General features: G+C 64.2%; 18 protein-coding genes and 1 pseudogene. 12 read left to right on the top strand and 7 right to left on the bottom strand.

The features are described 5' to 3' along the window. Position 1: 1 nt before the first annotated feature. Positions 2–982 carry an AraC family transcriptional regulator gene (locus C2L66_RS22600; protein WP_060606648.1) on the bottom strand — a complete coding sequence of 327 codons (981 nt, stop codon included), beginning with the start codon at positions 980–982 and terminating at the stop codon, positions 2–4. A gap of 150 nt (positions 983–1,132) precedes the next feature. Between C2L66_RS22600 and C2L66_RS22595 the strand changes: the two genes are divergently transcribed. From C2L66_RS22595 to ppk2, 6 genes are all read left to right on the top strand, one after another. Further along, the gene (locus tag C2L66_RS22595; RefSeq protein WP_060606651.1) at positions 1,133–1,975 is read left to right on the top strand and encodes an NAD(P)H-binding protein; all 843 of its coding nucleotides are present in this window, start codon (positions 1,133–1,135) and stop codon (positions 1,973–1,975) included. Positions 1,976–2,892: 917 nt separating this feature from the next. Beyond that, the gene (locus C2L66_RS22590) at positions 2,893–3,198 is read left to right on the top strand and encodes an acylphosphatase (RefSeq protein ID WP_054935277.1); all 306 of its coding nucleotides are present in this window, start codon (positions 2,893–2,895) and stop codon (positions 3,196–3,198) included. Between the two features lie 240 nt (positions 3,199–3,438). Next, positions 3,439–4,452 carry a hypothetical protein gene (locus C2L66_RS22585; RefSeq protein ID WP_060606654.1) on the top strand — a complete coding sequence of 338 codons (1,014 nt, stop codon included), beginning with the start codon at positions 3,439–3,441 and terminating at the stop codon, positions 4,450–4,452. 46 nt (positions 4,453–4,498) lie between these two features. Further along, the gene (locus C2L66_RS22580) at positions 4,499–4,720 is read left to right on the top strand and encodes a hypothetical protein (protein WP_224100939.1); all 222 of its coding nucleotides are present in this window, start codon (positions 4,499–4,501) and stop codon (positions 4,718–4,720) included. 211 nt (positions 4,721–4,931) lie between these two features. Beyond that, positions 4,932–5,189, top strand: coding sequence for an RNA recognition motif domain-containing protein (locus tag C2L66_RS22575; protein ID WP_060606659.1), 258 nt, complete (start codon positions 4,932–4,934; stop codon positions 5,187–5,189). A 68-nt stretch (positions 5,190–5,257) separates the two neighbouring features. Further along, entirely contained in the window at positions 5,258–6,109 is an 852-nt protein-coding gene (gene ppk2, locus C2L66_RS22570; RefSeq protein WP_060606662.1) for a polyphosphate kinase 2, read from the top strand. A gap of 64 nt (positions 6,110–6,173) precedes the next feature. Here ppk2 and C2L66_RS22565 read toward each other — a convergent pair whose 3' ends face one another. The 4 genes from C2L66_RS22565 to C2L66_RS22550 are packed head-to-tail and all read right to left on the bottom strand — an operon-like array spanning position 6,174 to position 13,894. Beyond that, positions 6,174–7,775: a PqiB family protein gene (locus tag C2L66_RS22565; protein WP_060606664.1), complete on the bottom strand. Its 1,602-nt coding sequence runs from the start codon at positions 7,773–7,775 to the stop codon at positions 6,174–6,176. 52 nt (positions 7,776–7,827) lie between these two features. Further along, positions 7,828–9,285, bottom strand: coding sequence for an efflux transporter outer membrane subunit (locus C2L66_RS22560; RefSeq protein ID WP_098021649.1), 1,458 nt, complete (start codon positions 9,283–9,285; stop codon positions 7,828–7,830). Between the two features lies 1 nt (position 9,286). Beyond that, positions 9,287–12,565: an efflux RND transporter permease subunit gene (locus C2L66_RS22555; RefSeq protein ID WP_060606677.1), complete on the bottom strand. Its 3,279-nt coding sequence runs from the start codon at positions 12,563–12,565 to the stop codon at positions 9,287–9,289. A gap of 51 nt (positions 12,566–12,616) precedes the next feature. Continuing rightward, complete coding sequence (locus C2L66_RS22550) at positions 12,617–13,894, bottom strand: efflux RND transporter periplasmic adaptor subunit (RefSeq protein WP_233445030.1); 1,278 nt, start codon at positions 13,892–13,894, stop codon at positions 12,617–12,619. A gap of 487 nt (positions 13,895–14,381) precedes the next feature. On the opposite strand from C2L66_RS22550, the gene C2L66_RS22545 reads away from it, so the two are divergent. Both C2L66_RS22545 and C2L66_RS22540 read left to right on the top strand, forming a co-directional pair. Further along, complete coding sequence (locus C2L66_RS22545; protein WP_060606680.1) at positions 14,382–15,722, top strand: TAXI family TRAP transporter solute-binding subunit; 1,341 nt, start codon at positions 14,382–14,384, stop codon at positions 15,720–15,722. Positions 15,723–15,822: 100 nt separating this feature from the next. After that, positions 15,823–16,047, top strand: a pseudogene (locus C2L66_RS22540) (AI-2E family transporter); the annotation flags it as partial. 56 nt (positions 16,048–16,103) lie between these two features. On the opposite strand, the gene C2L66_RS22535 reads toward C2L66_RS22540, so the two are convergent. Beyond that, positions 16,104–17,816 carry a SulP family inorganic anion transporter gene (locus C2L66_RS22535; protein ID WP_060606688.1) on the bottom strand — a complete coding sequence of 571 codons (1,713 nt, stop codon included), beginning with the start codon at positions 17,814–17,816 and terminating at the stop codon, positions 16,104–16,106. A gap of 217 nt (positions 17,817–18,033) precedes the next feature. Here C2L66_RS22535 and C2L66_RS22530 point away from each other — a divergent pair, with 217 nt between their 5' ends. Together C2L66_RS22530 and argG are read left to right on the top strand one after the other, a co-directional pair. Continuing rightward, positions 18,034–18,525: a hypothetical protein gene (locus C2L66_RS22530; protein ID WP_060606690.1), complete on the top strand. Its 492-nt coding sequence runs from the start codon at positions 18,034–18,036 to the stop codon at positions 18,523–18,525. 119 nt (positions 18,526–18,644) lie between these two features. Beyond that, the gene (argG, locus tag C2L66_RS22525; RefSeq protein ID WP_054934833.1) at positions 18,645–19,979 is read left to right on the top strand and encodes an argininosuccinate synthase; all 1,335 of its coding nucleotides are present in this window, start codon (positions 18,645–18,647) and stop codon (positions 19,977–19,979) included. Positions 19,980–20,050: 71 nt separating this feature from the next. On the opposite strand, the gene C2L66_RS22520 is transcribed toward argG, so the two are convergent. Then, positions 20,051–20,590 carry a DUF421 domain-containing protein gene (locus C2L66_RS22520; RefSeq protein WP_060606692.1) on the bottom strand — a complete coding sequence of 180 codons (540 nt, stop codon included), beginning with the start codon at positions 20,588–20,590 and terminating at the stop codon, positions 20,051–20,053. 210 nt (positions 20,591–20,800) lie between these two features. Here C2L66_RS22520 and C2L66_RS22515 point away from each other — a divergent pair, with 210 nt between their 5' ends. Both C2L66_RS22515 and C2L66_RS22510 read left to right on the top strand, forming a co-directional pair. After that, the gene (locus C2L66_RS22515) at positions 20,801–23,194 is read left to right on the top strand and encodes a phosphoketolase family protein (protein ID WP_060606695.1); all 2,394 of its coding nucleotides are present in this window, start codon (positions 20,801–20,803) and stop codon (positions 23,192–23,194) included. 121 nt (positions 23,195–23,315) lie between these two features. Further along, a complete protein-coding gene (locus tag C2L66_RS22510; RefSeq protein WP_054934830.1) occupies positions 23,316–23,870 on the top strand; it encodes a hemerythrin domain-containing protein in 555 nt (184 codons plus the stop codon). Position 23,871: the final 1 nt, after the last annotated feature.

The following is a 23,871-nucleotide window of genomic DNA, read 5'->3' as shown; positions in this document are numbered from 1 at the left end:
ATCAGCCGGCTGACGGCACCGTCGCGTTGTCGACCTGCATGCGCGCATGGCGTCGCGCCGCGCCCGGCGTGACGCCGACGATGCGCTTGAACGCGCGGCTGAACGCGGCATCGGAGTCATAGCCGAGGCGCAGCGCAAGCTCCAGCAGCGACGCATCCGTTTCCTGCAATTGCGTGAGCGCGGCCTGCATTTTCCAGCGCACCGCGTAGCGCATGGCGGGTTCGCCGACCAGTTGCGTGAAGCGCGCGGAAAACGCCGAGCGCGACATGCCGACGCTGTCGGCGAGTGCCGCCACCGTCCAGTTGCGCGACGGATCGCGATGAATCATCGCGATCGCGCGGCCGATCTGCCCGTCGCGTAACGCGCCGAGCCAGCCCGCCTGCGCGGCGGGCGCATGCGCGATCCATGCGCGCACGGCCTGAATCACGAGGATATCGGCGAGCCGCGTGATGACCGTTTCGCCGCCCGCGTTCAACTGCTGCGCTTCCGCTGCGATAAAACGCAACGTGCTCTGTATCCATTCCATTTCCGGCGACTGCCACGTGTCGACGCGAATCAGCGCCGGCAGCAGGCCGATCAGTCGTTGCGCGGCGGGGTGATCGAAGCGCACGAGCGCGCAGATCATCGTGGTCGGCGCGCCGCCTTCGCCATGACGAAGGATTTCGTAGCGGTTGCTGACGGCTTCGCGTGGCAGGTCGAAAAGCTTGCCGGCAGTGACGCCCGCTGCGCTCATCAGCCGGTGCCCCGCGCCGTGCGGCACGAGCGCGAGATCGCCGGGGCGTAGCACGCAGCGCTCGGCGCCATCCACTTCGAGCAGACATTCGCCCGACGTCACCACATGGAACATCATCGAGCGCTCGAACGGCGGCAATTCGAGCGCCCAGGGCGCCGTGAATTCCGAGCGGCAATAGAAGGTGCCGCTCATGCGCAGGAAGTGCAGCGCTTCGCCAAGGGGATCACCGGATGGTGGCAGTTCGCTCATGGAGACAGTCTAGACGGCGGAAGACGGTCGTCCAAACGTCTGGACGAACGATCAAGAAAGGCGGATATCGGATCATTGTCCGTCCAGAGACGCGTCGCTATTCTGGATTCACGGTCGCCACACGTCGCGGCCTTCAGACGGAGATGATCCATGAAAGCAGACGCCATTCTCGTGCTCGGCAGCACGGGCAAGACAGGCCGCCGCGTGGCGGAGCGGCTCATGGCGCGCGGCGCCGCCGTACGGCACGGCTCGCGTTCCGGCACGCCGCCTTTCGACTGGATGGATCGGGCGACCTGGGGACCGTTGCTGGAAGGCGTGAAGGCCGTGTATATCAGTTACTTCCCGGATCTCGCCGTCGACGGCGCCGCTGACGAAATCCAGGCGTTCACCCGTCTCGCCGTGCAAAGCGGCGTGCGCCGCCTCGTGCTGCTGTCGGGGCGCGGCGAGACGGAAGCGCGACGTTGCGAAGATATCGTGCGCGAGTCGGGTGTCGAATGGACGTTGCTGCGCGCGAGCTGGTTCGCGCAGAACTTCAGCGAGGCGCATTTTCTGGAGCCGATACTCGCGGGCGAGTTGGCGCTGCCGGTTGGCGATATCGGCGAACCGTTTGTGGATGCCGACGATATCGCCGATGTGGCCGTCGCCGCGCTTACGGAGGATGGCCACGCGGGCCAGCTTTACGAGTTGACGGGCTCGCGGCTGTGGACCTTCGGCGAGGCTGTCGCGGAGATCGCCAGCGCTACTGGACGGCCGATCCGCTTCACGCGCGTGACGATGCGCGAATACGTTGCCGCGATGGAAGCGGCGCAACTGCCGCCTGACATGATCGGGCTGATTCGCTATCTGTTCGCCGAGGTGCTCGACGGGCGCAACGCTTCCGTGCAGGACGGGGTGGTTCGTGCGATCGGGCGGCGTCCGCGTGAGTTCGGAGATTATGTGCGTGCGACGGCGGCGACGGGTGTCTGGACACCGGGCGGGGAGGGCGGTGTCTAGCTTTTGATTGGGGGGGTGGATTGCGCGTTGCTGAGTCGGTGGTTTGGTAGTTTTTTCTGGCATCCGGGATTTGGTTTTGCGCTGGCATGCGGGATTTGGTTTTGCGCTGGCATCCGCGTTACGTTAGCGTGCTTCACGCGTCGCCCCTGTGCGGGGCGGCACCTACTTTTCTTTGCCGCCGCAAAGAAAAGTAGGCAAAAGAAAGCGGCTCACACCGCCAGCGCTAATACTTGCCTGAGGGCCCCCAAAGGTTCTTACGCTTCACACGGCAATCACATGACCCACGTTCGTTGCCAACGCTCTGAACGAGCGCCTCACCCGCTTCACACATCCGTGTTTGAGCATGCCGCGCCAGACAGTCCGCCGCCGCCCAGGTGGCAAACTGTGTGTAGGCCGTAGTGCTTCGCATGCCTCACTCCGGACCGATAGCGCACGCGTTCCAGACCGTAAGAGCGCCACCCTATACGACGCGACAACCTACACACAGTTTGCCACCTGGGCGGCACTTACCATTCGCTGCCGCTGGCCCGGGTACGGGCAATTGAAGCGGGTGAGGCGTTTGTTCGAAGCGATGGCAACGGGCACCAACCAAGGCGCTGGTGTGTGAAGGATGGGGACGTCGGGGGCCCGTGGGTAAACGTCAAGAATTGGCGGTGTGAGCCGCTTTCTTTTGCCTACTTTTCTTTGCGGCGGCAAAGAAAAGTAGGTGCCGCCCCGCACAGGGGCGACGCCTGAAGCACGCTAACGAATCGCGGATGCCAGCGTAAGAGCGACGTTCCGCGGTCCAGCCAGCGTTTTAATATGAAGATTAAGCGTCACGTTCGACCTGGCCAGGCGACATAAAAACCCCATACGACGTGCATATTGCACATCAGGCTGCCGCACCATCGCCCAATGCCAGAAAGTGGAGACCAAGAATGGCAAAAGAGCCCGATGACCTCATCAAAACGCTGCTAATACGCGTGCATGGCACGGTACAGGGCATCGGATACCGAGCCGCATGCGTCCAGCACGCACAGTCGCTCGACATCACGGGCTGGGTACGCAACCATGCGGACGGGTCTGTCGAGGCGCTATTGCAGGGCGCGGCAACGGCAGTGAACGAGATGCGTGACTGGATGGCCGACGGCATGCCGGCAGCGCTCGTCGACAGGATGGAGGTGGAAGAGTTGGCGCCGCCGTTCGCGCGCTTCGATGATTTCAGGCAGGTCGCGGACGGCTAGTGGCAATGCATCGCGCTGCGGCCCATGGTCACGTCAGACGCGACGCGCTCACGCAGCGGACTTTTCATGCGGTATGCTGTTTTTCGATCGACGCTGTTCTGACCTGTGTTTCACTTCACGGAGTGCGATGGGTTCTGACCTGTGCCTCACTTCACGGAGTGCAATGAGTTCCGACCTGTGCCTCACTTCACGGAGTGCAATGGGTTCCGACCTGTGCCTCATTTCACGGAGATAGCGGCAATGGGCCTGTTGACCCGGCTATTTCATCGCGATAGCTCATCGGTGCCGCCGATGCCAGCCGCACGCATCGACGAGGCAATCGGACGCATTGTCGCGATTCATCCGCGGATCGCCGTTGTCAGCCGTTACCGGCATCGCCTCACACAACCCGTTGCAGCGACGCTGGAATACGCAGACGAACTGATGGCCTCGCTGCCCGCCACGCTCGATGCGAGCGCCGACGCGTGGGCCGGCAATCCGAGCCTGCGCGCATTCTTCGCCACCCCCGACGATATCGCCGATACCTTCGGCCGCTCGCAAGAGGTGCGCGCTTTCTTCGAATCGAATCCCGACGCCGTCGACGTGCACGGTACGCTCGGCATGGCCCTGACCGAGCGGCACGTGCTGGGCGTCGCGCTGGACGGCGACACGTTGCATCACGACGTCGCGCAAACCACGCTGAGTTTCGGCGACCACCGCGTGAGGGTCTGCGGGCGAACCGAAACGTCGCTACGCGAAGAAATCGAGCGCAGACTGATCGATCAGCTGGCGCTCGAAGGACTGTCGATGCTGGCGTCCACGCGCGCCGCGCGCCTCGCGCGCGGGCGCGAACTGATGCAGGAACGCGTTGCGCTGCTGCATCGCGGCGGCACGGGCCTGGCCTCCGTCGCGGGCAGCGGCGACGCTGTCGAAGTGAGCGAACTCGCGCATGTGCAGTCGCAGATCGCGCAGAACGCCGAGAGCCTTGCCGCGCTCAGAGTGCCCACCAATATCGTCGAACACGAACTCGAAGGCATTTGCGAAGTGTTCGGCAAGCCGGCGGAATACGTTTACATCAAGAGCCGGCACATCCGCATCGATATGATGAACGTGGTTCGGGAAGGCGAGACGAAAGGGGGCAACGATATCGAGTTTCACTTCGTACGCGTTCCCGGCGTCACGCCGCAGATGCGCGCCTTCGCGCTGGTGCGCTTTCGGCGCTCCGATCTGCCGCCCGGGGGATTGCGTATCGACGCCGCCATGCGCGCTCTTTAAGATCGGAAAGATGTGACGGTCTTTAGCGAAACGCAGGAGTCAACTGATGAAGATCTATCTGCTTTTATTGGCCGCAGCCACATGTATTTCCGTTTCTCTGGCGCCGTTGCAACAGGCCGTTGCGCAACCGTCCGCATTGAAGCCGATGCAGGACGCGCAGCGCAAGGCCGAACAGAAGGCGCGCGAGGCAAAGAAGGAAGACGAGCGGGCGGCAGTCCCTGACGAACCGCAAAAGCAGGAAAGCGCGAAGCCGGCATCGTCGCCTTGATGGGCGCCGTTTCAGTTTTTGCGGAGATCACCTTCAGCGTTGTGCAATTCGTATTGTTGAGACGCTTGCGGAAACCCGACAACGCGCGTGGAAAGTCATAGACTGTTTGCATGCACCGAACTGGTTTTGAAGGACCCGATAAGTTATCGCCGGCTTGTCAACGTTGTGCGCTTTGTTCGATGGGCTGACTTTCAATGAGGAGAACGTCGTTATGGCTGAGCTTTGGGTTGGCAATATCGAAGACAACACGACCGACGAAGAAATCAAAACGTTCCTGTGTCACTACGGGTTTCCGCCGTTCGATTCGATCCGGCGCGTGGAAGGAACGGGCGAGCGTCCCGCGGTCGTGCTTGAGTTCAATAACGTCGGCGCGCATGTGTTGCAGAGTCTGCAGCCGCGCGTTCACAACATGTTCTGGAAAAGCCGCACGCTGACGGTGCAGGTCGTGCCCACGCGGGACGAATCCTGAAACCGGTCCGGTCCATGCGCGGCATGGGCCGCGAGCCGAACCGACACGGCGGTCACAGGAGACGAGCGATGCCTGAATTGAAGAACGAAAAGAACAGCGTACGCAGCGCAGAGTCGAGTGGCGCGCGTGAAAGCACGAAAGCGCCGGGACGAATGAAGAACAAGGACTATGAAAAAGAACTCAAGTCGCTTCATATCGAACTGGTGAAACTGCAGGAATGGGTCGTGCAAACGGGCGCGAAGGTCTGCGTGGTGTTCGAGGGACGCGATGGCGCAGGCAAGGGCGGCACGATCAAGGCGATCACGGAACGCGTCAGCCCGCGCATTTTTCGCGTCATCGCGCTGCCGGCGCCGACGGATCGCGAGAAATCGCAAATGTATATCCAGCGCTATCTTCCGCATCTGCCTGCTGCGGGCGAGATCATTCTCTTCGACAGAAGCTGGTATAACCGCGCGGGCGTCGAACGGGTCATGGGATTCTGCACGGAAGATCAGGTGCAGAACTTCTTCAAGGCCGCCCCGCTGATCGAGCGCGCCATCATTCAGTCGGGCATCATTCTTCTGAAGTACTGGCTCGAGGTCAGCGAGGACGAGCAGACGCGCCGTCTCGAAGCGCGCATTACCGACGAGCGGAAGATCTGGAAACTGTCGCCGATGGACCTGCTGTCGTACAGCCGCTGGTATGACTACTCGCGCGCGCGGGACGACATGTTCGCGGCAACCGACACCGATCAGGCGCCGTGGCACGTGGTGCGCTCCGACGACAAGAAACGCGCGCGTCTGAACCTGATCACGCATCTGCTGGAAAGCATTCCGTACAAGGCGATGCCGCGCCCGAAGATCAAGCTGCCGAAGCGGAAAAAGGCGGGGGGATATCGCCCTTCCGACCGGCCCGTCCGTTATGTGCGCGAGAAGTTCTGAAGGCTATCGACGCATCGCGTAGCACACGCATTCGTCGCGCGAGAGCAATGGGCTCTCGCGCGGTTCATTTCGCGTCCCCGGTTTTGCCGCGTAGCAGCGCTTCAGGGTGTCGCTGCAAATAGTCCGACAGCGCGCGGAACGATGCGGCCGTGCGCGCAAGCTCGCGGACTGCGTCGCTGGTGTCCTGCTGCAGTGCCGAATCGGGCTGCAGCGCGGTGTTCGCGGAATCGAGCGTCGCCTGCGCCGCCGTTAGCGCGCTCTTCGCCTGCGGTACCACTTGCGTGTTGAGATTGCGCATCAACTGCGCGGTGCTGGCGAGCGTCTGTTGCGCGTTCTTGCCGATCTGTTCGAGCGGCAGGCTGTCGAGACGCGCCACGATCCGGTTGATCGACTCCTGCAGCGATTGCAGGCCGCTCGGCGTGGTCGGCAGTTCGGGGGGCGTGCGGTTCCAGTCGATATGGGCTTTCGGCGCGTTCGGGAAAAACTCGAGCGCGACATACAGTTGGCCCGTGATCAGGCTGCCCGTCTTGAGTTGCCCGCGCAAGCCGCGTTCGACGAGGAAATCGGCCAGCGCTCTCGGGTCGTCCGCGAGACGGCCGCCTCTCGGCTCTGACGCGTAACGCGATGTGAAGCGTTCCGGAAACAGCTTGATCTCGACGGGAATGCTGATCTGCTTCGTGGCGGGATCGAAGCGCGTGGAGATCGCCGACACTTCGCCGACCGTGATGCCGCGAAAATCGACGGGCGCCCCCACCACGAGGCCGCGCACCGAACCCTGGAAATTGAACACGTAGGTCTCGACGATCCGGTCGTGCTGCTTCATCGCATCGGCGCGCGTGGCGAACAGCGGGAACAGGGCCTTCGAGGGCGCTTCTGGACGGCTCAGCGACGCGGTCGGCGTCTCGAACGCGAGGCCGCCCACCAGGATCGACACCACCGACTGCGTGTTGATCTGTACGCCTTCCGTGTTGAGCGTCACGTCGATGCCGCCCGCCTGCCAGAAGCGTGAGTCGCTGTTCACGTAGCGATCGTACGGCGCGTTGATGAACACGTGCAGCGTGACCCCGCCGCCATCCTTGTCGAGATCGAACGAGGTGACCTGTCCGACCTGCAGGCGTCGGAAATAGACCGGCGTGCCGACGTCGACGGAGCCCAGGTCGGCCGCTTTCAGCACGAACTCGCGCCCCGGCACGTCGCTCGCGAACACGGGCGGCACTTCCAGCCCTGAATAGTCGCGCCGCTCCTGTTTCGCATGGCCGATATCCATGCCGATGAACGCGCCCGACAGCAGCGTGCTGATCCCCGACACCGTGCCGCCCGCGATGCGCGGCCTCACGACCCAGAAGCGCGTGTCGTCGACGAGCATGTCGGTGGCGTCACGGGTGAGTTCGGCGGTTGCGATGACGTTTTTATAGTCTTTCGACAGCGCGACTTTCTTCACGACGCCGATGTCGACGTCCTTGAACTTGATCTTGGTCTTGCCCGCTTCGAGCCCTTCGCCTGTCTTGAAGCTGATCGTGATGGTCGGCCCCTGCGACAGCACCGCCTGCACCGCGAGCCAGATGCCGACCAGCACGGCGACGACGGGCACCAGCCAGATCCACTGGATGCGCCAGCGCTTGCGCGGCACGGCGACGGCTTCGGGTAGCTCGGGCGGGCGGTTCATGACGCTTGCCTCACGTTGCGGGCGAGGCGTGTGAAGGGGCGGGCGAGGTCGCTCATTTCGCACCCTGCGCGGCCGGATCGCCGCCATGCTGCGCGGCCTGGGTGGTCATGCTTTCGGCCGTGACGACCCAGCCGCCGCCCATCGCCTTGTACAGGTTCACATACGACACCAGCACGCCCGCCTGCGTCTGCGTCTGGGTCAGCTGCGCGTTGAAGAGACTGCGCTCGGCATCGAGCACCTCGATATAGCTCGTATAGCCGCCCTCGTAGCGCAGCCGCGCGAGGTGCGCGTAGGTCGCCAGCGCCTCGACCTGCCGGCCCTGCACGTCGAACTGTTCGCGCACCTTCTGCGACGAGATCAGCGCGTCGTTGACTTCCTGGAACGCGACCTGGATCGCCTTGCGGTACGCGTACAACGCCTGCTGCTGCACCGCCTCGGCCTGCTTCACCTGTCCGACGATCGCCCCGCCTTCGAAGATCGGCTGCGCGACCGAGCCCGCGAACGACCACACGCGCGCGGGCCCCGTAAAGAGCTTCGAGAACTGCCCGCTTTGCGTGCCGAACAGCCCCGTCAACGAAATCTGCGGGAAGTACAGCGCCTTGGCCGCGCCGATCTGCGCATTCGCCGCGACCAGATCCTGCTCGGCCTGCCGCAGATCGGGACGGCGCTCCAGCAGGTCCGAGGGCAGCCCCGCCGGCACGGCGGGCGCCGCGAGTTCGGCGAGCGCGCGCCCGCGCAGGATATCGCCCGGATTGCGCCCGAGCAGCACCGAGAGCGCGTCTTCCTGCTGCGCGATCTGCGCCTCGATCTGCGGAATCACCGCGCGCGAGGCCTCATACTCGGACTGGCTCTGCGCGAGCTCCATCTGCGAGACCTCGCCGCCCTTGAAGCGCAGCTCGAACACATGCACGGATTCGGCGCGGCTCGCCGTGGTCGCCTTCGCGATCTCCAGCTGCCGGTCGAGACTGCGCAGGTCGATATACGACGACGCCACCGACGACACCAGCGTCAGCACCGTGCCGCGCTTCGCCTCTTCCGTGGACAGCAGGCTCGCGCGCGCCGATTCCGTCAGACGCCGGTTGCGGCCGAAGAGGTCGATTTCCCATGACGCCGAGAGCGCCGCCGTGTACGTGTTGAACACGGGGTTCTGCACATTCGCGAGCAGCGGCGAGGATGACGTCGAGATGCGCTCGCGTCCGGCATCGAAGCCCGCGCCGACCTGCGGAAACAGCGCGGCGCGCGTCGTCACGAACTGGCCGAGGAACTGGTCGACGCGCGCGGCGGCGATCTTCACGTCGTTGTTGTTCGCCAGCGCGGTCGTGATCAGGTCGTCGAGCACCGGGTCGTCGAACTGCTTCCACCATTCGGTGTTGGCGATGTCCGCCGCGTAGTTGTCGGGGAAGCGGTAGGTGGCGGGCACGTCGAGCGGCGGGCGCGAGTAGTCCGGCCCGAGCAGGCAACCGCTCAGGGCGAGCACGCAGGGCACACAGAGAACGAGGGCGCGGCGCATGTCAGTCATCCTCGCGCGGTGCGGACGGGTTCGTCGTCGGCCCACCGCCCACTGTGGGGCCGCCCGCCGACGGCGGCACCTTCGGCTCGCCCGACGCTGAACCCGGCCCTGCACCCGATCCCGGCGCAGAAGGCGGCGCATCGCCAGCCTTCTTGGCCTTCTTCTTCTCCGAGCGCTCCGACATGGTCTCCAGCACATAGAAGAACATCGGGATGAAGAACACGGCAATCGCCGTGGCCCCGAGCATCCCGCCGATCACCCCCGTGCCGATCGAATGCCGGCTGTTGGCCGACGCGCCCGTCGCGATCGCCAGCGGCACGCAGCCCAGGATGAACGCCAGCGACGTCATCACGATCGGCCGCAGCCGCTCCTCGGCCGCCGTCATCGTCGCGTCGAACACCGACTTGCCCGCCTCGCGGTTGAGCACCGCGAACTCGAAGATCAGGATCGCGTTCTTCGCCGCGAGCGCCACCAGCATCGTCAGACCGATCTGGAAATACACGTCGTTGTTCAGCCCGCGCAGCAGGATCGCCAGCAGCGCGCCGAACAGCGCGAACGGCACCGCCATCAGCACGCCGAACGGCAGGCTCCACTTCTCGTACTGCGCCGCGAGAATCAGGAACACCATGATCAGACCGAACACGAACACGAGGCCCGAGGTGCCGCCCGACTGCTTCGCCTCGAACGCCTCGCCGCTCCAGGCGATGCCGTACTCCGAGGGCATCTGCGCGCCCACCTCTTCGAGCGCGCTGATCACCTGGCCGGATGCGTAGCCGGGCGCCGCGTTGGCCGTGATCTTCACGGCCGGGAAGTTGTTGAAGCGCGTGATCAGGTCCGGCCCCGTCACGTAGCGCGAGGTCACCACCGACTTCAGCGGCACCATGCTGCCGTTCGCGCTGCGCACGAAGACCTGCGTCAGGTCGTCGGGCTTCAACCGGTACGACGGCTCGGCCTGCAGGATCACCTGCCACAGCCGGCTCGAACGGTTGAACTGCGACACGTACAGCGAGCCGAACATCGTCTGCATCGCGCTGTAGACGTCCTGGACGGGCACGCCGAGCGTCTCGGCCTTGTCGCGGTCCACGTCGACCAGCAGCTGCTGCGAGTTCGCATTGAAGGTCGACGTGACCCCCGTCAGCTCGGGGCGCTGCTTCGCCTTCGCGACGAAGTCGTCGACGACGGCGGCGAACTGCGCGATCGTCGCATCGCCCTTGCTCTGGATCCACATCTCCGTGCCGCCCGTGGTGCCCAGCCCCGGAATCGACGGCGGATTGAGCGGCACGACGATGCCCTCGCGGATCTGCGAGAGCGTCCTGTATGCATCGACGAGCACGGCGCGCGCGTTCTGGGTGCGGATATTGGCCGACGAATACCGGTCCTCGAAGCTCTTGAAGCCGACGAAGAACGTCGACGAGTTGTTCTTGTTCTGGCTGTCGAGAATGCTGAAGCCATCCACCGTCGTGATGCTGCCCACGGCCGGCTGCTTCATGAAGTACTCGGACACGCGGTCCGACACCTGGCCCGTGCGATCGAGCGACGCGGCATCGGGCATGATCACGGCGCCCAGCAGATAGCCCTGGTCCTCGGGCGGCAGGAACGCGGTGGGTATGTCGCGCATCATCACGACGGCCAGCGCGATCATGCCGGCGAACAGTAGCAGCGCGACCACGAAGCGCCTGATGATCAGGCGCACGGCGCGCGTATAGCCCGCCGTCATGCGCGCGAACTGGTTGTCGAACCAGCGGAAGAAGCCCTTCTTCTCGTGATGGCCGGGCTTGAGCAGCAGCGCCGCGAGCGCCGGCGAGAGCGTCAGCGCGACGATGCCCGAGATCACCACGGAGATCGCAATCGTGATCGCGAACTGCTTGTACATCTGGCCGGTGATGCCGCCGAGAAACGCCACGGGCACGAACACCGCGCACAGCACCAGCACGATCGCGACCACGGGGCCCGCCACTTCGTCCATCGCCTGCTTGGCGGCCGTCTTCGGATCGAGCCTGTTCACCGTCATGTTGCGCTCGACGTTCTCGATCACGACGATCGCGTCGTCGACCACGATGCCGATGGCGAGCACCATGCCGAACAGCGTGAGCATGTTGATCGAGAAACCGAGCGCCTCCATGCCCATGAAGGTGCCGACGATCGACACGGGCACGGCCAGCACGGGGATCAGGGTGGCGCGCAGGCTCTGCAGGAACACGAACACGACGATCACCACCAGCACGACGGCCTCGAAGAACGTGTGCACGACGTCCGTGATCGACGCGCGCGTGAACTCGGTGGTGTCCATCGCGATTTCGTAGTCGATGCCCTCGGGGAACGACTTCTTCATCTCGGCGAGCGTGGCGCGCACCTGCTTCGAGACATCGAGCGCATTCGCGCCCGGCTGCTGGTAGACGGCGATCACGGTGGCGGGCTTGCCCTGGAAGCGGCTGCGGATCGAGTAGTCCTTCTGCCCCAGTTCGGCACGGCCGATGTCCTTGAGCCGCACGATCGCCGCGCCGCCGCTCTGCGCGCGGATGATGATGTTCTCGAACTCGGAGGGTTCCGTCAGGCGTCCGGTGGTGGTGACCGCGAACGACTGTTCGACGGGATTGCCCGTGGGCGACTGGCCTAATCGTCCCACGGCGAACTGCTGGTTCTGGTTGGCCACCGCGCGCTGCACGTCGGCGGCCGTGATGCCCAGCTGCGCCATGCGGTCGGGGCGCAGCCAGATGCGCATCGCGTAGTCGGGCGTGCCGAAGATGCTCGACTGGTTCGCGCCAGGGATGCGCTTGAGCGCATCGAGCACGTAGACGTTCGCGTAGTTGGCGATGTAGGTGGCGTCGTAGCGCTCGGTGGGCGAGTAGATCGCGATCACCATCATGAACGCCTGCGACTTCTTCTGTACCTGCACGCCCTGGTTGGTGACCGACTGCGGCAGTTGCGGCAGCGCGAGGTTCACGCGGTTCTGCACGTCGACCTGGGCGAGTTCGGGGTTGGTGCCGATCTGGAAGTAGGCGTTGATCGTCAGGTTGCCGGTGGAGGAGCTCGACGAGCTCATGTAGATCATGTTGTCGGCGCCGTTGACCTGCTGCTCGATCGGCGCGGCAACGTTGTTGGCCACCACGTCGGCGCTCGCGCCGGGGTAGGTGGCGGAGATCGTGATCTGCGGCGGGGTGATGTCGGGGTACTGCGCGGTGGGCAGCGCGAGCATGCACAGCGCGCCGCCCAGCGTGATCACGATCGAGATGACCGAGGCGAAGATCGGCCGGTCGATGCAGAAATGGGAGATGTTCATCGGGTCGGGGTGCGCCGGATGGCGTCGGTCGTCATCGGGTCGTCGGGGCGGTCATGGGCTGGGGCGCGTGGGACTGCGGCCCGCTGGCGTTGACGTTGCCGTCTGCGCCAATGTCGCGGCCGGTGCGGACGCGGCGGCGGCGCTCGCTGCGGGTGGCGCGGAGGCGGGCGTGCCAGGCGTGCCCGGCGCACCCGGCGCCGCGCTCACCACCTTGATGTGCGCATCCGACGACACACGGATCGCGCCATCGACCACCACGCGCTCGCCCGCCTTCAGCCCTTCGTTGACGAACCAGTCGTCGCCGTGCCAGTCGCCGACGTCGACCACGCGCTGATGCGGCTTCGAGTCCTGGTCGAGCACCCACACGAAGTGGCTCTTCGCGCCCTGCAGCACGGCGCGCTGCGGAACCAGCACCGCATTGGGCCGCACCGCCCCCGAGACCTTCGCGCGCACGAACTGGCCCGGCTTGAGCGTGCCCTTCGGATTGGCGAACACCGCGCGCACGAGGAAGGTGCCCGTCTGCTGGTTGAACGCGGGGTTCGCGAAGTCGATGCGGCCCTGCTGCGGATAGACCGAGCCGTCGGCCTCGATGATCGTCACGTCGAACTGGTTGTTGGCCGGAAAGCGCAGCAGGCCCTTCGCGATCTGGTCGCGGTAGCCCAGCAGTTCGTTCTCGGAGATGCTGAAGTTCACCCACATCGGGTCGAGCTGGTAGACGTAGGTGAGCAGGCCCGACTGGTTCGGCGTCACATAGCTGCCGTCCTGCACGCGCGCGAAGCTGGAGAGGCCCTTGAGGGGCGAACTGATCGTGCAGTAGCTCAGGTTCAGCTCGGCCGTGCGCACCTCGCCCTGCGCGGCGATCACGGCGGCTTCGGCCTGCTTCTCGTTGCCCGTGGCATCGTCGAGGTCCTTCTTGCTCAACGCGTTCTGCGCGGCCAGCGGAATCACGCGGGCGAGGTTCTGCTTGGTGACGAGCAGGCGCGCCTGCTGCTGCGCGAGCGCGCCCTTGGCCGACTGCAGCGCGGCCTCGAACGGCTTCTTGTCCATCACGAACAGCACCTGGCCTTCCTTGACGAGCGCGCCTTCCGTGTACATGCGCCGCTCGAGAAAACCGTCCACGCGGGCGCGGATTTCCACCTCGCGCGAGCTTTGTGTCTGCGCGGTGAACTCGAAGTCGACGGGGGTTTCCTGCTGATGCACCGTCACGACGGTGACCTCGATGGTCGGGCGTGGGGGCTCGGTGGGGGCTTTTTTGCAGGCGGTGAGCGATGCCAGTGCCAGCAGCGCGAGAGGCATCAGCAGCCGCCTGCGCGCCGGACGTTGACTCATAGCAAGACCGAAACAGTTCGATCGCCAATACGACAAAGACGCCATGAGCGCCTCCCCATTCAAGCTCATACGTGCCGTGTATCACGCGACAACACGAGCGCGCTCGCGCGCCGCGGCAGCCAGGTTCGAATTGTGTTGACGGGCCAAAACATCCAGTCGCCTGGCTGCTTCGAAGGTCTCCTTCGCGCCGTCACCGTGTTCGCCGCTGGGCGGGAGAACAGCGAATGCGCAGGTCCGCAATGTTGCGCGGCATGTCTGCGCACACGCCGCGACCGAAAGCGCGGGCTTCACGCAGCGAGTATCTGGCAACGGCTCGGCCCGCACCATTGGACTTTGGTCCAATACCGATCCCCGGAATCGTGCATTACGCTGAACAGAACGCTGGACGCCTGATGCGACCCATACGCGACACATGCGCTCCGACACATGCGATCCGAATGTCCTTTCACACAGGTGAACGGACCCTGGCGAAAGAGAGGGCCAGGCGATGCCCAGGGACAACCCAGCGCTTCACCGCAGTCAGAGGCCACCCGTCGCGCCGCGGCGCCGGTGGCTTTACGCCGTTGGTGCCGTCATCGCGCTGGCGGCGCTGGGCTGGGGACTGTATGCCGTCATCGAACCGGCTTTTCAGACGCGCATCGTCATCACGACGGGTGCGGACAAGGGCATTTATCGCGGCTTTGCGGAGCGCTATGCGCCAATCCTCAAACGCGACGGCGTGACGCTCGATATCCGCAGTTCGTCCGGTTCTGTCGAGAACTACGATCGGCTCAAAGACCCCGCGAGCGAGTACCAGGTCGGCTTCGTTCAGTCGGGCACCACCGTGCCGCAGGAGAGCGATCATCTGGAAACGATTGCCGCCGTTTCGTACGAACCGGTCTGGGTGTTCTATCGTGACGCGCAGACCATCAACCGGCTCGCGCAATTACGCGGCAAACGGATCGGCGTCGGCGTGCCGGGCAGCGGGCTATTGGAGGTCTCGCGGGTGTTGCTGGGTTACAGCGATGTCACGCGCGACAATACCCAGCTGTTCGAGATGGATGCGTCGAAGGCCTGGCGCTGCCTCGAAGACGGCTGCCTCGATGCGGCGTTCTTCATCGGCAGGCCGGATGCGCCGATGCAGCAGATGTTGCTGAACAGCGACCTGAAGCTGATGAGCTTCGCTCAGGCCGATGCGCTCGTGCAGAAATTCCCGTCGCTGAAGAAGGTGGTGTTCCCGCGCGCGTCGACCAGCGTCGTCGACGATCGCCCGCAAACGGACGTTACATTGCTGGCCGCGACGGCGCTGCTGGTTGCGAAGGACACCTTGCATCCCGCGCTCGTCTACCTGTTGCTCGACGCAGCCAGAACCGCGCACGCGGGCGAGGACTACTTCACGCCGCTCGGCACTTTCCCCAATCTGAATACGGACGAATTCCCCGTCTCCAGCGAGAGCGAGCGCTATTTCAAGTCGGGACGTCCATTCCTTCAGCGCTACCTGCCGTTCTGGCTGGCGAGCTTCGTCGAACGGCGTCTGCTGATTCTGGTGCCGTTCCTGGCCGTGCTGATCGGGCTGGTGCAGGCGCTGCCGCGGATACTGGAGTCGCGCGTCAAGAAACGCTTCGTGGTCTGGTATCGCGAGCTCAAGGCGCTGGAAGACGAAATCTGGATCACCGCGCAGCCATCCGCGGAGCAGCTCTCGCAATGGCACAACGAACTCGAGAGCATCGACGCGCAGGCGAGCCAGATACGCGTGCCGACGCGTTATCTGCACGACGTCTATGTGCTCAAGCAGGCCATCAGCGTGGTGCGGCAGCGCATCTCGCGGGCAGCGGGAGCGAACGGTTAGCGCGGGTAATCGCGCAGTGACTCAGCGGAGAAAATCGATGCTGCCCATCCAGAGTTCGGAGAAGCCGCTTGCGCGCGGCATGCTCGACGTGCTGATCCGCGCGGGCCTGATCGCGCTCGCGGTGCTGTTGATCGGCATCATGCAGTTGCCGTCCACCCTCGTCACGATTCCCGTGATCATCTTCGTGTTCGCCACCGGGGGCGCGAGCGCCGCGACCATCATCTTCGCGGTCGACACGTTCATCGCCGGGCTGGCCGACAATGTGCTCAAGCCTTTGCCGCCCGGCCGGGGCGTCGATGTGCCGATGCCCGTGGTGCTGATCGGCGAGGATCAGCCCGCCGCCGGATCGCGCGACGGCGGAAGGGCGTTTGACGCAAGCGTCTAACGTTTCGTCGATGCGCTGTTCGCCGCATCCGGCGCATGAAGCGCGTGCCATGCCGCCAGCGCTTCTTCGAGGTTGAAAAACATCCGTCCATGACCCAGCGTCGCGCCGAGCGACGAAAGCTGCACGGCCGCGAGCACGCCTGGATTGAGGTTCACGAGCCAGGTCGCGATACCGCGCTCGCGCTGCTTTTTCTCGGCTTCGATCAGCATCTTGAGCGCGGTGTACTCGAGATCGAACACGGCGCTCATCTCCAGGATAAGGACCTCCGGCTGCGCGGCGTCGATCAGCGGCCGCAGTTTCTGGCCGATGTGCTCGGCGTTGGCGAAGAACACGCGCCCTTCGACCCGCAGCACCAGCAGCCCCGGGAACGCTTCGTCGTCGGGATGCTCGTCCGAGACGGGGCGGAACACGTTCGTGCCTGGCTTGCGGCGCAGCACGTAGACGGGCGGATCGGCCACCTGGTGCGCGAGCGCGACCAGCGACACCACAATCGCCACCAGTATGCCCTGCAAGGTGCCGAGCAGCACGACGCCCGCCAGCGCCACCAGCGCCCACAGGAATTCGGTGCGGCGTATCCGCAGAATTGCGCGGAAATCGGCCGGACTGAACAGGCCGATCGAATAGACGATCACGACGGCGGCCAGCGTCGCGTGCGGCATCAGGCCGATCAAGGGCGCGAGCAGCAGCATCGTGCCGAGCGTGACGGCCGCCGTGACGAGCTGGGCGAGTTGGGAGCGCGCGCCTGCCAGCCGGTTGACGGCCGTCTGGCTCGTGCCGCCGCCGGCGGGCATCGCGCCGAGCCACGCGCCCGCCGCGTTGCCGAGACCTGTCGCGAACAGTTCGCGGTTCGGCTTCGGCATGGGTTCGCCGTTGGCCGCAAATGCGCGCCCGGCCGCGATCGTTTCGGTGAAACTCATCAGCGCGATGCCGGCGGCGTCCTTCCAGAGCGAGCCGAGCAACGAGAAATCGGGTATCACGACCGAGGGCAAGCCCGTCGGAATAGGGCCCACCACGCCGACGCCATGCGCGGGCAAGTCCAGCAGCACAACCGCGCCGATCGCGCACCCGACGGCGATCAACGGTGCGGGCGCGCGCGGATAGTAGCGCTCGAATGCCGCGAGGAGGGCGATCGTCGTCGCGCCGACGGCGACCGTCCACCACGACGCGTGGGGAATGCCCATCGCCAGTGCCGCGACATTGTGAAAAAACGAACCCTTCTCAGGGTGGATGCCGAGCAGCTTCGGCAGTTGATCCAGCACGATGACGACGGCGATCCCCGCCTTGAAGCCCGTCAGAACGGGATCGGAGATGAAGTTCGCGACGAACCCGAGCCGCAGCATCGCGGCCAGCGCGAGCATCCCGCCGACGAGCAGCGTGAGGGTCGCCGTGGCGCGCATCAGCGCGGCCGTTTCGCCGCCGGGAACGGCCTGAGCGAGCGCGGCGGCCGTCAGGATGGCGAGCGTCGCGCTGGTGCTGACACTGAGCGGCCGCGAGGTGCCGAAAAGGGCATAGATGATCATCGGCACGAAGGCGGTGTACAGCCCGACTTCGACGGGCAGCCCCGCCACCGACGCATAGGCGAGGGCCTTGGGCAGCACGACGGCTGCCGCCGTGACGCCAGCGACGAGGTCTGGCTTGATCCACTCCTTGCGATAGCCGTGCATCCAGTCGAGCACGGGAATCCGCAAGCGGCTGGCAACGTGTCCCATGATCGCGAGGCCTCCGCATTTCAGTCGGCGACGGTGCGGCTATCGACTACGCAACAGCTCGGGTTGACGCGGGGCGGCCGGTGTTCCGCTGCGGTACGTCGATAGCGGGTTCCGATGCTGGCGCGGTAGTGCGTAGTGTAGGTCATCGGCCCCGGCGCGCAGCGACTTTGCCGCGTGCAGTAAGATGCTGGGTTCACCAGACAACGAGCCGCCCACGATGGACAGCGTTTCCCCGTTCGACCAGGCCCAGTTGCTCGCCGAATACGCCGATCTGCGGCAGCGCGCAGCCGCGCTCGACGAGCAGGTGCCGGCTTGCCTGCAGCGCATTTCCGACAAACTGCCCCGGATCAGCCGCGAGTCCGAGCTTGCGGATCACTACCGCAGCCTGCTGGTCGGCGCGCGCAGCAACGCGCTGGTGTCGATCGAGAACTACCATGAGGCGATTCCGTACCTGCAGGCGGCGGAATCGCTGATCGCGCAGTTGAACGGGCATCCGGACGTTCAGCCTGACGGTCAGCCGGGTGGACAACCGGCGGCTTCCGGCCAAGCCGGCGCGCGCGGCGCGTTGCTGGATCGCCTCGACGAGCTGATCGACGCCGCCGTCGGCATGATCGATCTGGCGGAGCAGTGTTTCAACGACGCGCAAGCCACCGATCCCGACACGGTGCCGGCGTCGCTGCTGGACGACCCGCTGCATCCCGATGCCTGACTTGCGGTAGCGCCGCAGCATCGCATCATGCCCGTTTTCCGCCGAATCCGGCTCGCAGACGGGCATGTCTGATAAAGTTCCGCCTATTCCCTTCAAAAGTCGATTCAACGGTTTTGATTATGAGCACAATCCTCGAAAATCTTCCGACCGGCCAGAAGGTCGGTATTGCGTTCTCCGGCGGCCTGGACACGAGCGCCGCGCTGCACTGGATGCGCTTGAAGGGCGCCGTGCCGTACGCGTACACGGCAAACCTCGGTCAGCCGGACGAAGAAGATTACGACTCGATTCCGCGCCGCGCCACGGAATACGGCGCCGAAGGCGCGCGCCTGATCGACTGCCGCGCGCAGCTGGTCGCGGAAGGCATTGCGGCGCTGCAATGCGGGGCGTTCCATATTTCGACGGCGGGCGTCACCTACTTCAACACCACGCCCATCGGGCGCGCCGTGACGGGCACGATGCTGGTCGCCGCGATGAAGGAAGACGGCGTCAACATCTGGGGTGACGGCAGCACGTACAAGGGCAACGACATCGAGCGCTTTTACCGTTATGGCCTGCTCGTCAATCCGGATCTGAAGATCTACAAGCCGTGGCTCGACCAGCAGTTCATCGACGAACTCGGCGGCCGCGCGGAAATGTCGGAGTTCATGCGCCAGGCGGGCTTCGCGTACAAGATGTCGGCGGAAAAGGCCTATTCGACCGATTCGAACCTGCTCGGCGCGACGCATGAAGCGAAAGATCTCGAAAGCCTGGAGTCGGGCATCAAGATCGTCAACCCGATCATGGGCGTCGCATTCTGGCGCGACGACGTGCCTGTCGCCAGGGAAGAAGTGACGATCCGCTTCGAAGAAGGCCAGCCCGTCGCGCTGAACGGCAAGACGTTCCCGAACGCCGTCGAACTGCTGCTGGAAGCGAACCGTATTGGCGGACGTCACGGCCTCGGCATGAGCGACCAGATCGAGAACCGCATCATCGAAGCGAAGAGCCGCGGCATCTACGAAGCCCCGGGTCTGGCGCTGCTGTTCATCGCGTATGAGCGCCTCGTCACGGGCATTCACAACGAAGACACGATCGAGCAGTACCGTGAAAACGGCCGCCGTCTCGGCCGCCTGCTGTACCAGGGCCGCTGGTTCGATCCGCAGGCCATCATGCTGCGCGAAACGGCGCAACGCTGGGTCGCGCGTGCGATCACGGGCGAAGTGACCGTCGAACTGCGTCGCGGCAACGACTACTCGATCCTCAGCACGAAGTCGCCGAACCTCACGTATCAGCCCGAGCGCCTGTCGATGGAGAAGGTCGCTTCGACATTCTCGCCGCGTGACCGCATCGGCCAGCTGACGATGCGCAACCTCGACATCACCGATACGCGCGACAAGCTGCGCGTCTACGCGCAGGTCGGTTTGCTCGCACCGGGCGAGTCGTCGGCGCTGCCGCAGCTGAAGAACGATACCGAGTAAGCCTGGCTGCTGACGGGGCGGGTCTCGCGTGAAGCTCGCGCGGCCCGCCCCGTTTCTTTTAACGGGTGACGTCACGCGTCACACTGTCCTGTCCATGCGTCCGTCTTTCCATCCTTCCGGTTCGCACCTTTGCGAATCAGGCTCATCTGTCCATTGCGTTCGAGAATCGCCGCGTGCACGTCGTGCAGATCGAGCGCGTGAAGTTCATGACGCGCGGCCTCGAACACGTCCGTGCGCGTAATCAGCGCAGCTGACATCTGACGGCTATTGAACTGTCCGTCGCGATATACCTCCCGTTCGACCCCGACCACCAGCGATTCGAGCCTTGGCGAGCGCACGCAGCACCACGCGAGCGCGCGATGAATCAGCACGATCACCAGCGCCGCCGCGAGCGTCGGCACCACAGGCGATGCGCCGACGATGACCCGGCTCAGCGTGGCGCCGAGCAGGATTGCGACCACGTAGTCGAACGGCGAGCGTTGCCCGAACGAGCGCCTGCCCGAGATGCGGATGAACACGAGCGTCGCGAAGAACACGACGACCGCGCGCATGGCCGTCTGCAGGGCGGTGAGATCCTTGCCTTCGCCGAATAGCGTCATCAGCACGTCCATGTTGTGTCTCCTTCCTTTGATGCATGCGTGACGGTTGCAGCGCACGCAGCCCGTGGATGGCGGGCCATGCAAGCCGTCCTGCAATCGTTGTGCCGCCTGCGCCGAACACGCATGCATTGGCAATGGACATACGTCAATGGACATGCGCAAACCACCTTCTATGATTAGGAAGGCACTGCGTACCGCGAACCCCCTGCATGGAGACGCACAATGGACGACACCCGCCCGCAACCCACGCCGTTGCAAGCCGATGAACTGCGCAACATGGACCGCTTCTGGCGGGCCTGCAATTATCTGTCCGCCGGCATGATTTACCTGCGCGCGAATCCCCTTTTGCGCGAACCGCTGAAGCCCGAGCACATCAAGCGGCGTCTGCTCGGCCACTGGGGTTCCGATCCCGGACAGAGCTTCGTGCTCGTGCATCTGAACCGGGTCATCAAACAGCGCGATCTGAACGTGATCTTCATCTCGGGGCCGGGCCACGGCGCACCCGCGACGCTCGCGCACAGCTATCTGGAAGGGCGCTACTCGGAGATTTATCCGGACCGTGGCGAAACGGAAGAGGGCATGGCGCGTCTTTTCAAGCTCTTCTCGTTTCCGGGCGGCATCGGCTCGCATTGCACGCCTGAAACGCCGGGCTCGATTCACGAGGGCGGCGAACTCGGCTATAGCCTGTCGCACGGATACGGTGCGGCGTTCGACAACCCCGATCTGATCGTGACGGTGATGATCGGCGATGGCGAGGCGGAGACCGGGCCGCTCGCCACGTCGTGGCATTCGAACAAATTCCTGAATCCGGCGCGCGACGGCGCGGTGTTGCCCGTTCTGCACCTGAATGGCTACAAGATCGCGAACCCGACTATACTCGCGCGTATTCCGCACGAAGAACTCGAAGCGCTATTCACGGGATACGGTTACAAGCCGTGGTTCGTCGAAGGCGATGAGCCGGAGAAGATGCATCAGCAGATGGCGGCGACGCTCGACGAATGCATCGATGAAATTCGCGCGATCCAGCAGCGCGCGCGTCAGGAAGGCGGCAATGTCGACGCGCAGCGGCCACGCTGGCCGATGATCGTGCTGCGGTCGCCGAAGGGCTGGACAGGGCCGCGCGAATTCGGCGCGCACAAGATAGAAGGCTCGTGGCGCGCGCATCAGGTGCCCATTGCCGATCCCGCGACCAACGGCAAGAGCCTGAAGCTCGTCGAGGAATGGCTGCGCAGCTACGGGCCGGAAACGCTCTTCGACGAATCGGGGCGGCTGGTCGCCGAGTTGCGCGCGCTCGCGCCCGAAGGGCCGCGACGTATCAGCGCCAATCCGCATGCGAACGGCGGAGCGCTCTGCAAGGCGCTGGACCTGCCGGACTTCGCCGGCTATGCCGTCGACGTCAGCCAGCCCGCTACGAGCTACGTGTCGCCCACGGATGTGCTCGGCCAGTTTCTGCGCGACGTCATGCGCCGCAATATGACGAGCTTTCGCGTGTTCGGCCCCGACGAAACCGCCAGCAACAAACTCACGGCGATTTACGAAGCATCGGGGAAGACGTGGCTCGCGCAGATCGTCGAATCGGATCGCGACGGCGGCGAGTTGTCCGCCGATGGCCGCGTGATGGAAATGCTGAGCGAGCATACGCTGGAAGGCTGGCTCGAAGGCTATACGCTGACGGGGCGGCACGGTCTGTTTGCAACATACGAAGCGTTCGTGCATGTCATCGATTCGATGTTCAACCAGCACGCGAAATGGCTGGAAAAAGCCAAGCGCGAGCTGCGCTGGCGGCAGCCCGTGCCGTCGCTGAATCTGCTGATCACGTCGCTCGTGTGGCGCCAGGACCATAACGGTTTTACGCATCAGGACCCCGGTTTTCTGGATGTCGTGACGAACAAGAGCCCCGATGTCGTGCGCATCTATTTGCCGCCCGATGCGAACTGTCTGTTGAGCGTCGCCGATCATTGCCTGCGTTCGCGCGACTATGTGAACGTGATCGTCGCCGACAAGCAGCCGCATTTGCAGTATCTGGACATGAAGTCGGCTATCACGCATTGCACGAAAGGCATCGGCATTTGGGACTGGGCGTCGACGGATCTGGATCACGAGCCGGATGTCGTGATGGCGAGCGCGGGCGACATTCCGACCATGGAGGCGCTCGCAGCCGTGGAAATTCTCAAGGGACTTTTTCCCGATCTGAAGATCCGTTTTGTGAACGTCGTGGATCTGTTCCGGTTGATGCCCGATTCCGATCATCCGCATGGCTTGTCGGGGCGCGATTTCGATTCGCTGTTCACGACGGACAAGCCGGTGATTTTCAACTTCCATTCGTATCCGTCGCTGGTGCACAAGCTGACCTATCGCCGCACGAATCACGCGAATATTCACGTGCACGGCTATGCGGAGAAGGGGAACATCAATACGCCGCTGGAACTTGCGATCATCAATGGTATCGACCGGTTTTCACTAGCGATCGACGTGATTGATCGCGTGCATCGCTTGCGTGGTGTCGGCGATCACGCGAAGGAACGGCTGCGCGATCAGAAGATCCGGCATCTTGATTATGCGCATAGCGAGGGGATCGATAGCGAAGAGATTCGCGACTGGAAGTGGGCGGGTTGACGCTTCGTGGTGCAGGGTGCCGTCGAACCTTGTTTTCCCCAGGGAGAAAGCGGCGCGGAATGGCGTTTGCTGTGCATGTCATCGCTGACTGTTCACTGACGATAATTCCCGGGAGGCAATCATGAACGAAGACGCAAACAAGGAACTGGCGGCCGACGCTTCAATCGAAAACACCGCACTCGACGCAATAGAGTTACTCGAAGCGGACCATCGCGTGGCAAAGCAACTGTTCGACGCGTTCGAAAAGGCCGGCGATTCCGACCTGGAAGCGAAGGGTACGCTGGCGCGCCGCGCGTGCGAGGTGCTGACCGTCCACACGATGATCGAGGAGAATATCCTCTATCCCGCCGCGCACAAGGCGCTCGGCAAGGATGATGAGATCGACGTCGACGAAGCCTACGTCGAGCACTTTCTCGCGAAGACACTGATCGAAAAGTTCGACACGCTGAAGCCGGGCGACCATGGGTTCGATGCAACGTTCAAGGTGCTGTCGGAGATGGTGCTCCACCATATCGAGGAAGAGGAATCGAGCCTCTTTCCTGAACTGCGCGAAAGCGGTGTCAACCTGGTGCGACTCGGCGAAGTGATGGCGGCGGAGAAAGAGAGGCTGATGAAGAAGCTCGATGCCGCAGGCAGCAAACTGGTGGGCGACAACAGCCTCACGTTTCGCCGGTAAT

This window comes from Paraburkholderia caribensis (genome assembly GCF_002902945.1).
Taxonomy (GTDB): Bacteria; Pseudomonadota; Gammaproteobacteria; order Burkholderiales; family Burkholderiaceae; genus Paraburkholderia; species Paraburkholderia caribensis.
Note: the sequence above shows the minus strand (reverse complement) of the source record. Positions and strands in the feature narration are given on the sequence as shown.

What these genes read in the sequence shown, in the direction of transcription:
- C2L66_RS22600 (WP_060606648.1), bottom strand. Translation starts at nt 982, where the DNA reads ATGAGCGAACTGCCACCATCCGGTGATCCCCTTGGCGAAGCGCTGCAC.
- C2L66_RS22595 (WP_060606651.1), top strand. Translation starts at nt 1,133, where the DNA reads ATGAAAGCAGACGCCATTCTCGTGCTCGGCAGCACGGGCAAGACAGGC.
- C2L66_RS22590 (WP_054935277.1), top strand. Translation starts at nt 2,893, where the DNA reads ATGGCAAAAGAGCCCGATGACCTCATCAAAACGCTGCTAATACGCGTG.
- C2L66_RS22585 (WP_060606654.1), top strand. Translation starts at nt 3,439, where the DNA reads ATGGGCCTGTTGACCCGGCTATTTCATCGCGATAGCTCATCGGTGCCG.
- C2L66_RS22580 (WP_224100939.1), top strand. Translation starts at nt 4,499, where the DNA reads ATGAAGATCTATCTGCTTTTATTGGCCGCAGCCACATGTATTTCCGTT.
- C2L66_RS22575 (WP_060606659.1), top strand. Translation starts at nt 4,932, where the DNA reads ATGGCTGAGCTTTGGGTTGGCAATATCGAAGACAACACGACCGACGAA.
- ppk2 (WP_060606662.1), top strand. Translation starts at nt 5,258, where the DNA reads ATGCCTGAATTGAAGAACGAAAAGAACAGCGTACGCAGCGCAGAGTCG.
- C2L66_RS22565 (WP_060606664.1), bottom strand. Translation starts at nt 7,775, where the DNA reads ATGAACCGCCCGCCCGAGCTACCCGAAGCCGTCGCCGTGCCGCGCAAG.
- C2L66_RS22560 (WP_098021649.1), bottom strand. Translation starts at nt 9,285, where the DNA reads ATGCGCCGCGCCCTCGTTCTCTGTGTGCCCTGCGTGCTCGCCCTGAGC.
- C2L66_RS22555 (WP_060606677.1), bottom strand. Translation starts at nt 12,565, where the DNA reads ATGAACATCTCCCATTTCTGCATCGACCGGCCGATCTTCGCCTCGGTC.
- C2L66_RS22550 (WP_233445030.1), bottom strand. Translation starts at nt 13,894, where the DNA reads ATGAGTCAACGTCCGGCGCGCAGGCGGCTGCTGATGCCTCTCGCGCTG.
- C2L66_RS22545 (WP_060606680.1), top strand. Translation starts at nt 14,382, where the DNA reads ATGCCCAGGGACAACCCAGCGCTTCACCGCAGTCAGAGGCCACCCGTC.
- C2L66_RS22535 (WP_060606688.1), bottom strand. Translation starts at nt 17,816, where the DNA reads ATGGGACACGTTGCCAGCCGCTTGCGGATTCCCGTGCTCGACTGGATG.
- C2L66_RS22530 (WP_060606690.1), top strand. Translation starts at nt 18,034, where the DNA reads ATGGACAGCGTTTCCCCGTTCGACCAGGCCCAGTTGCTCGCCGAATAC.
- argG (WP_054934833.1), top strand. Translation starts at nt 18,645, where the DNA reads ATGAGCACAATCCTCGAAAATCTTCCGACCGGCCAGAAGGTCGGTATT.
- C2L66_RS22520 (WP_060606692.1), bottom strand. Translation starts at nt 20,590, where the DNA reads ATGGACGTGCTGATGACGCTATTCGGCGAAGGCAAGGATCTCACCGCC.
- C2L66_RS22515 (WP_060606695.1), top strand. Translation starts at nt 20,801, where the DNA reads ATGGACGACACCCGCCCGCAACCCACGCCGTTGCAAGCCGATGAACTG.
- C2L66_RS22510 (WP_054934830.1), top strand. Translation starts at nt 23,316, where the DNA reads ATGAACGAAGACGCAAACAAGGAACTGGCGGCCGACGCTTCAATCGAA.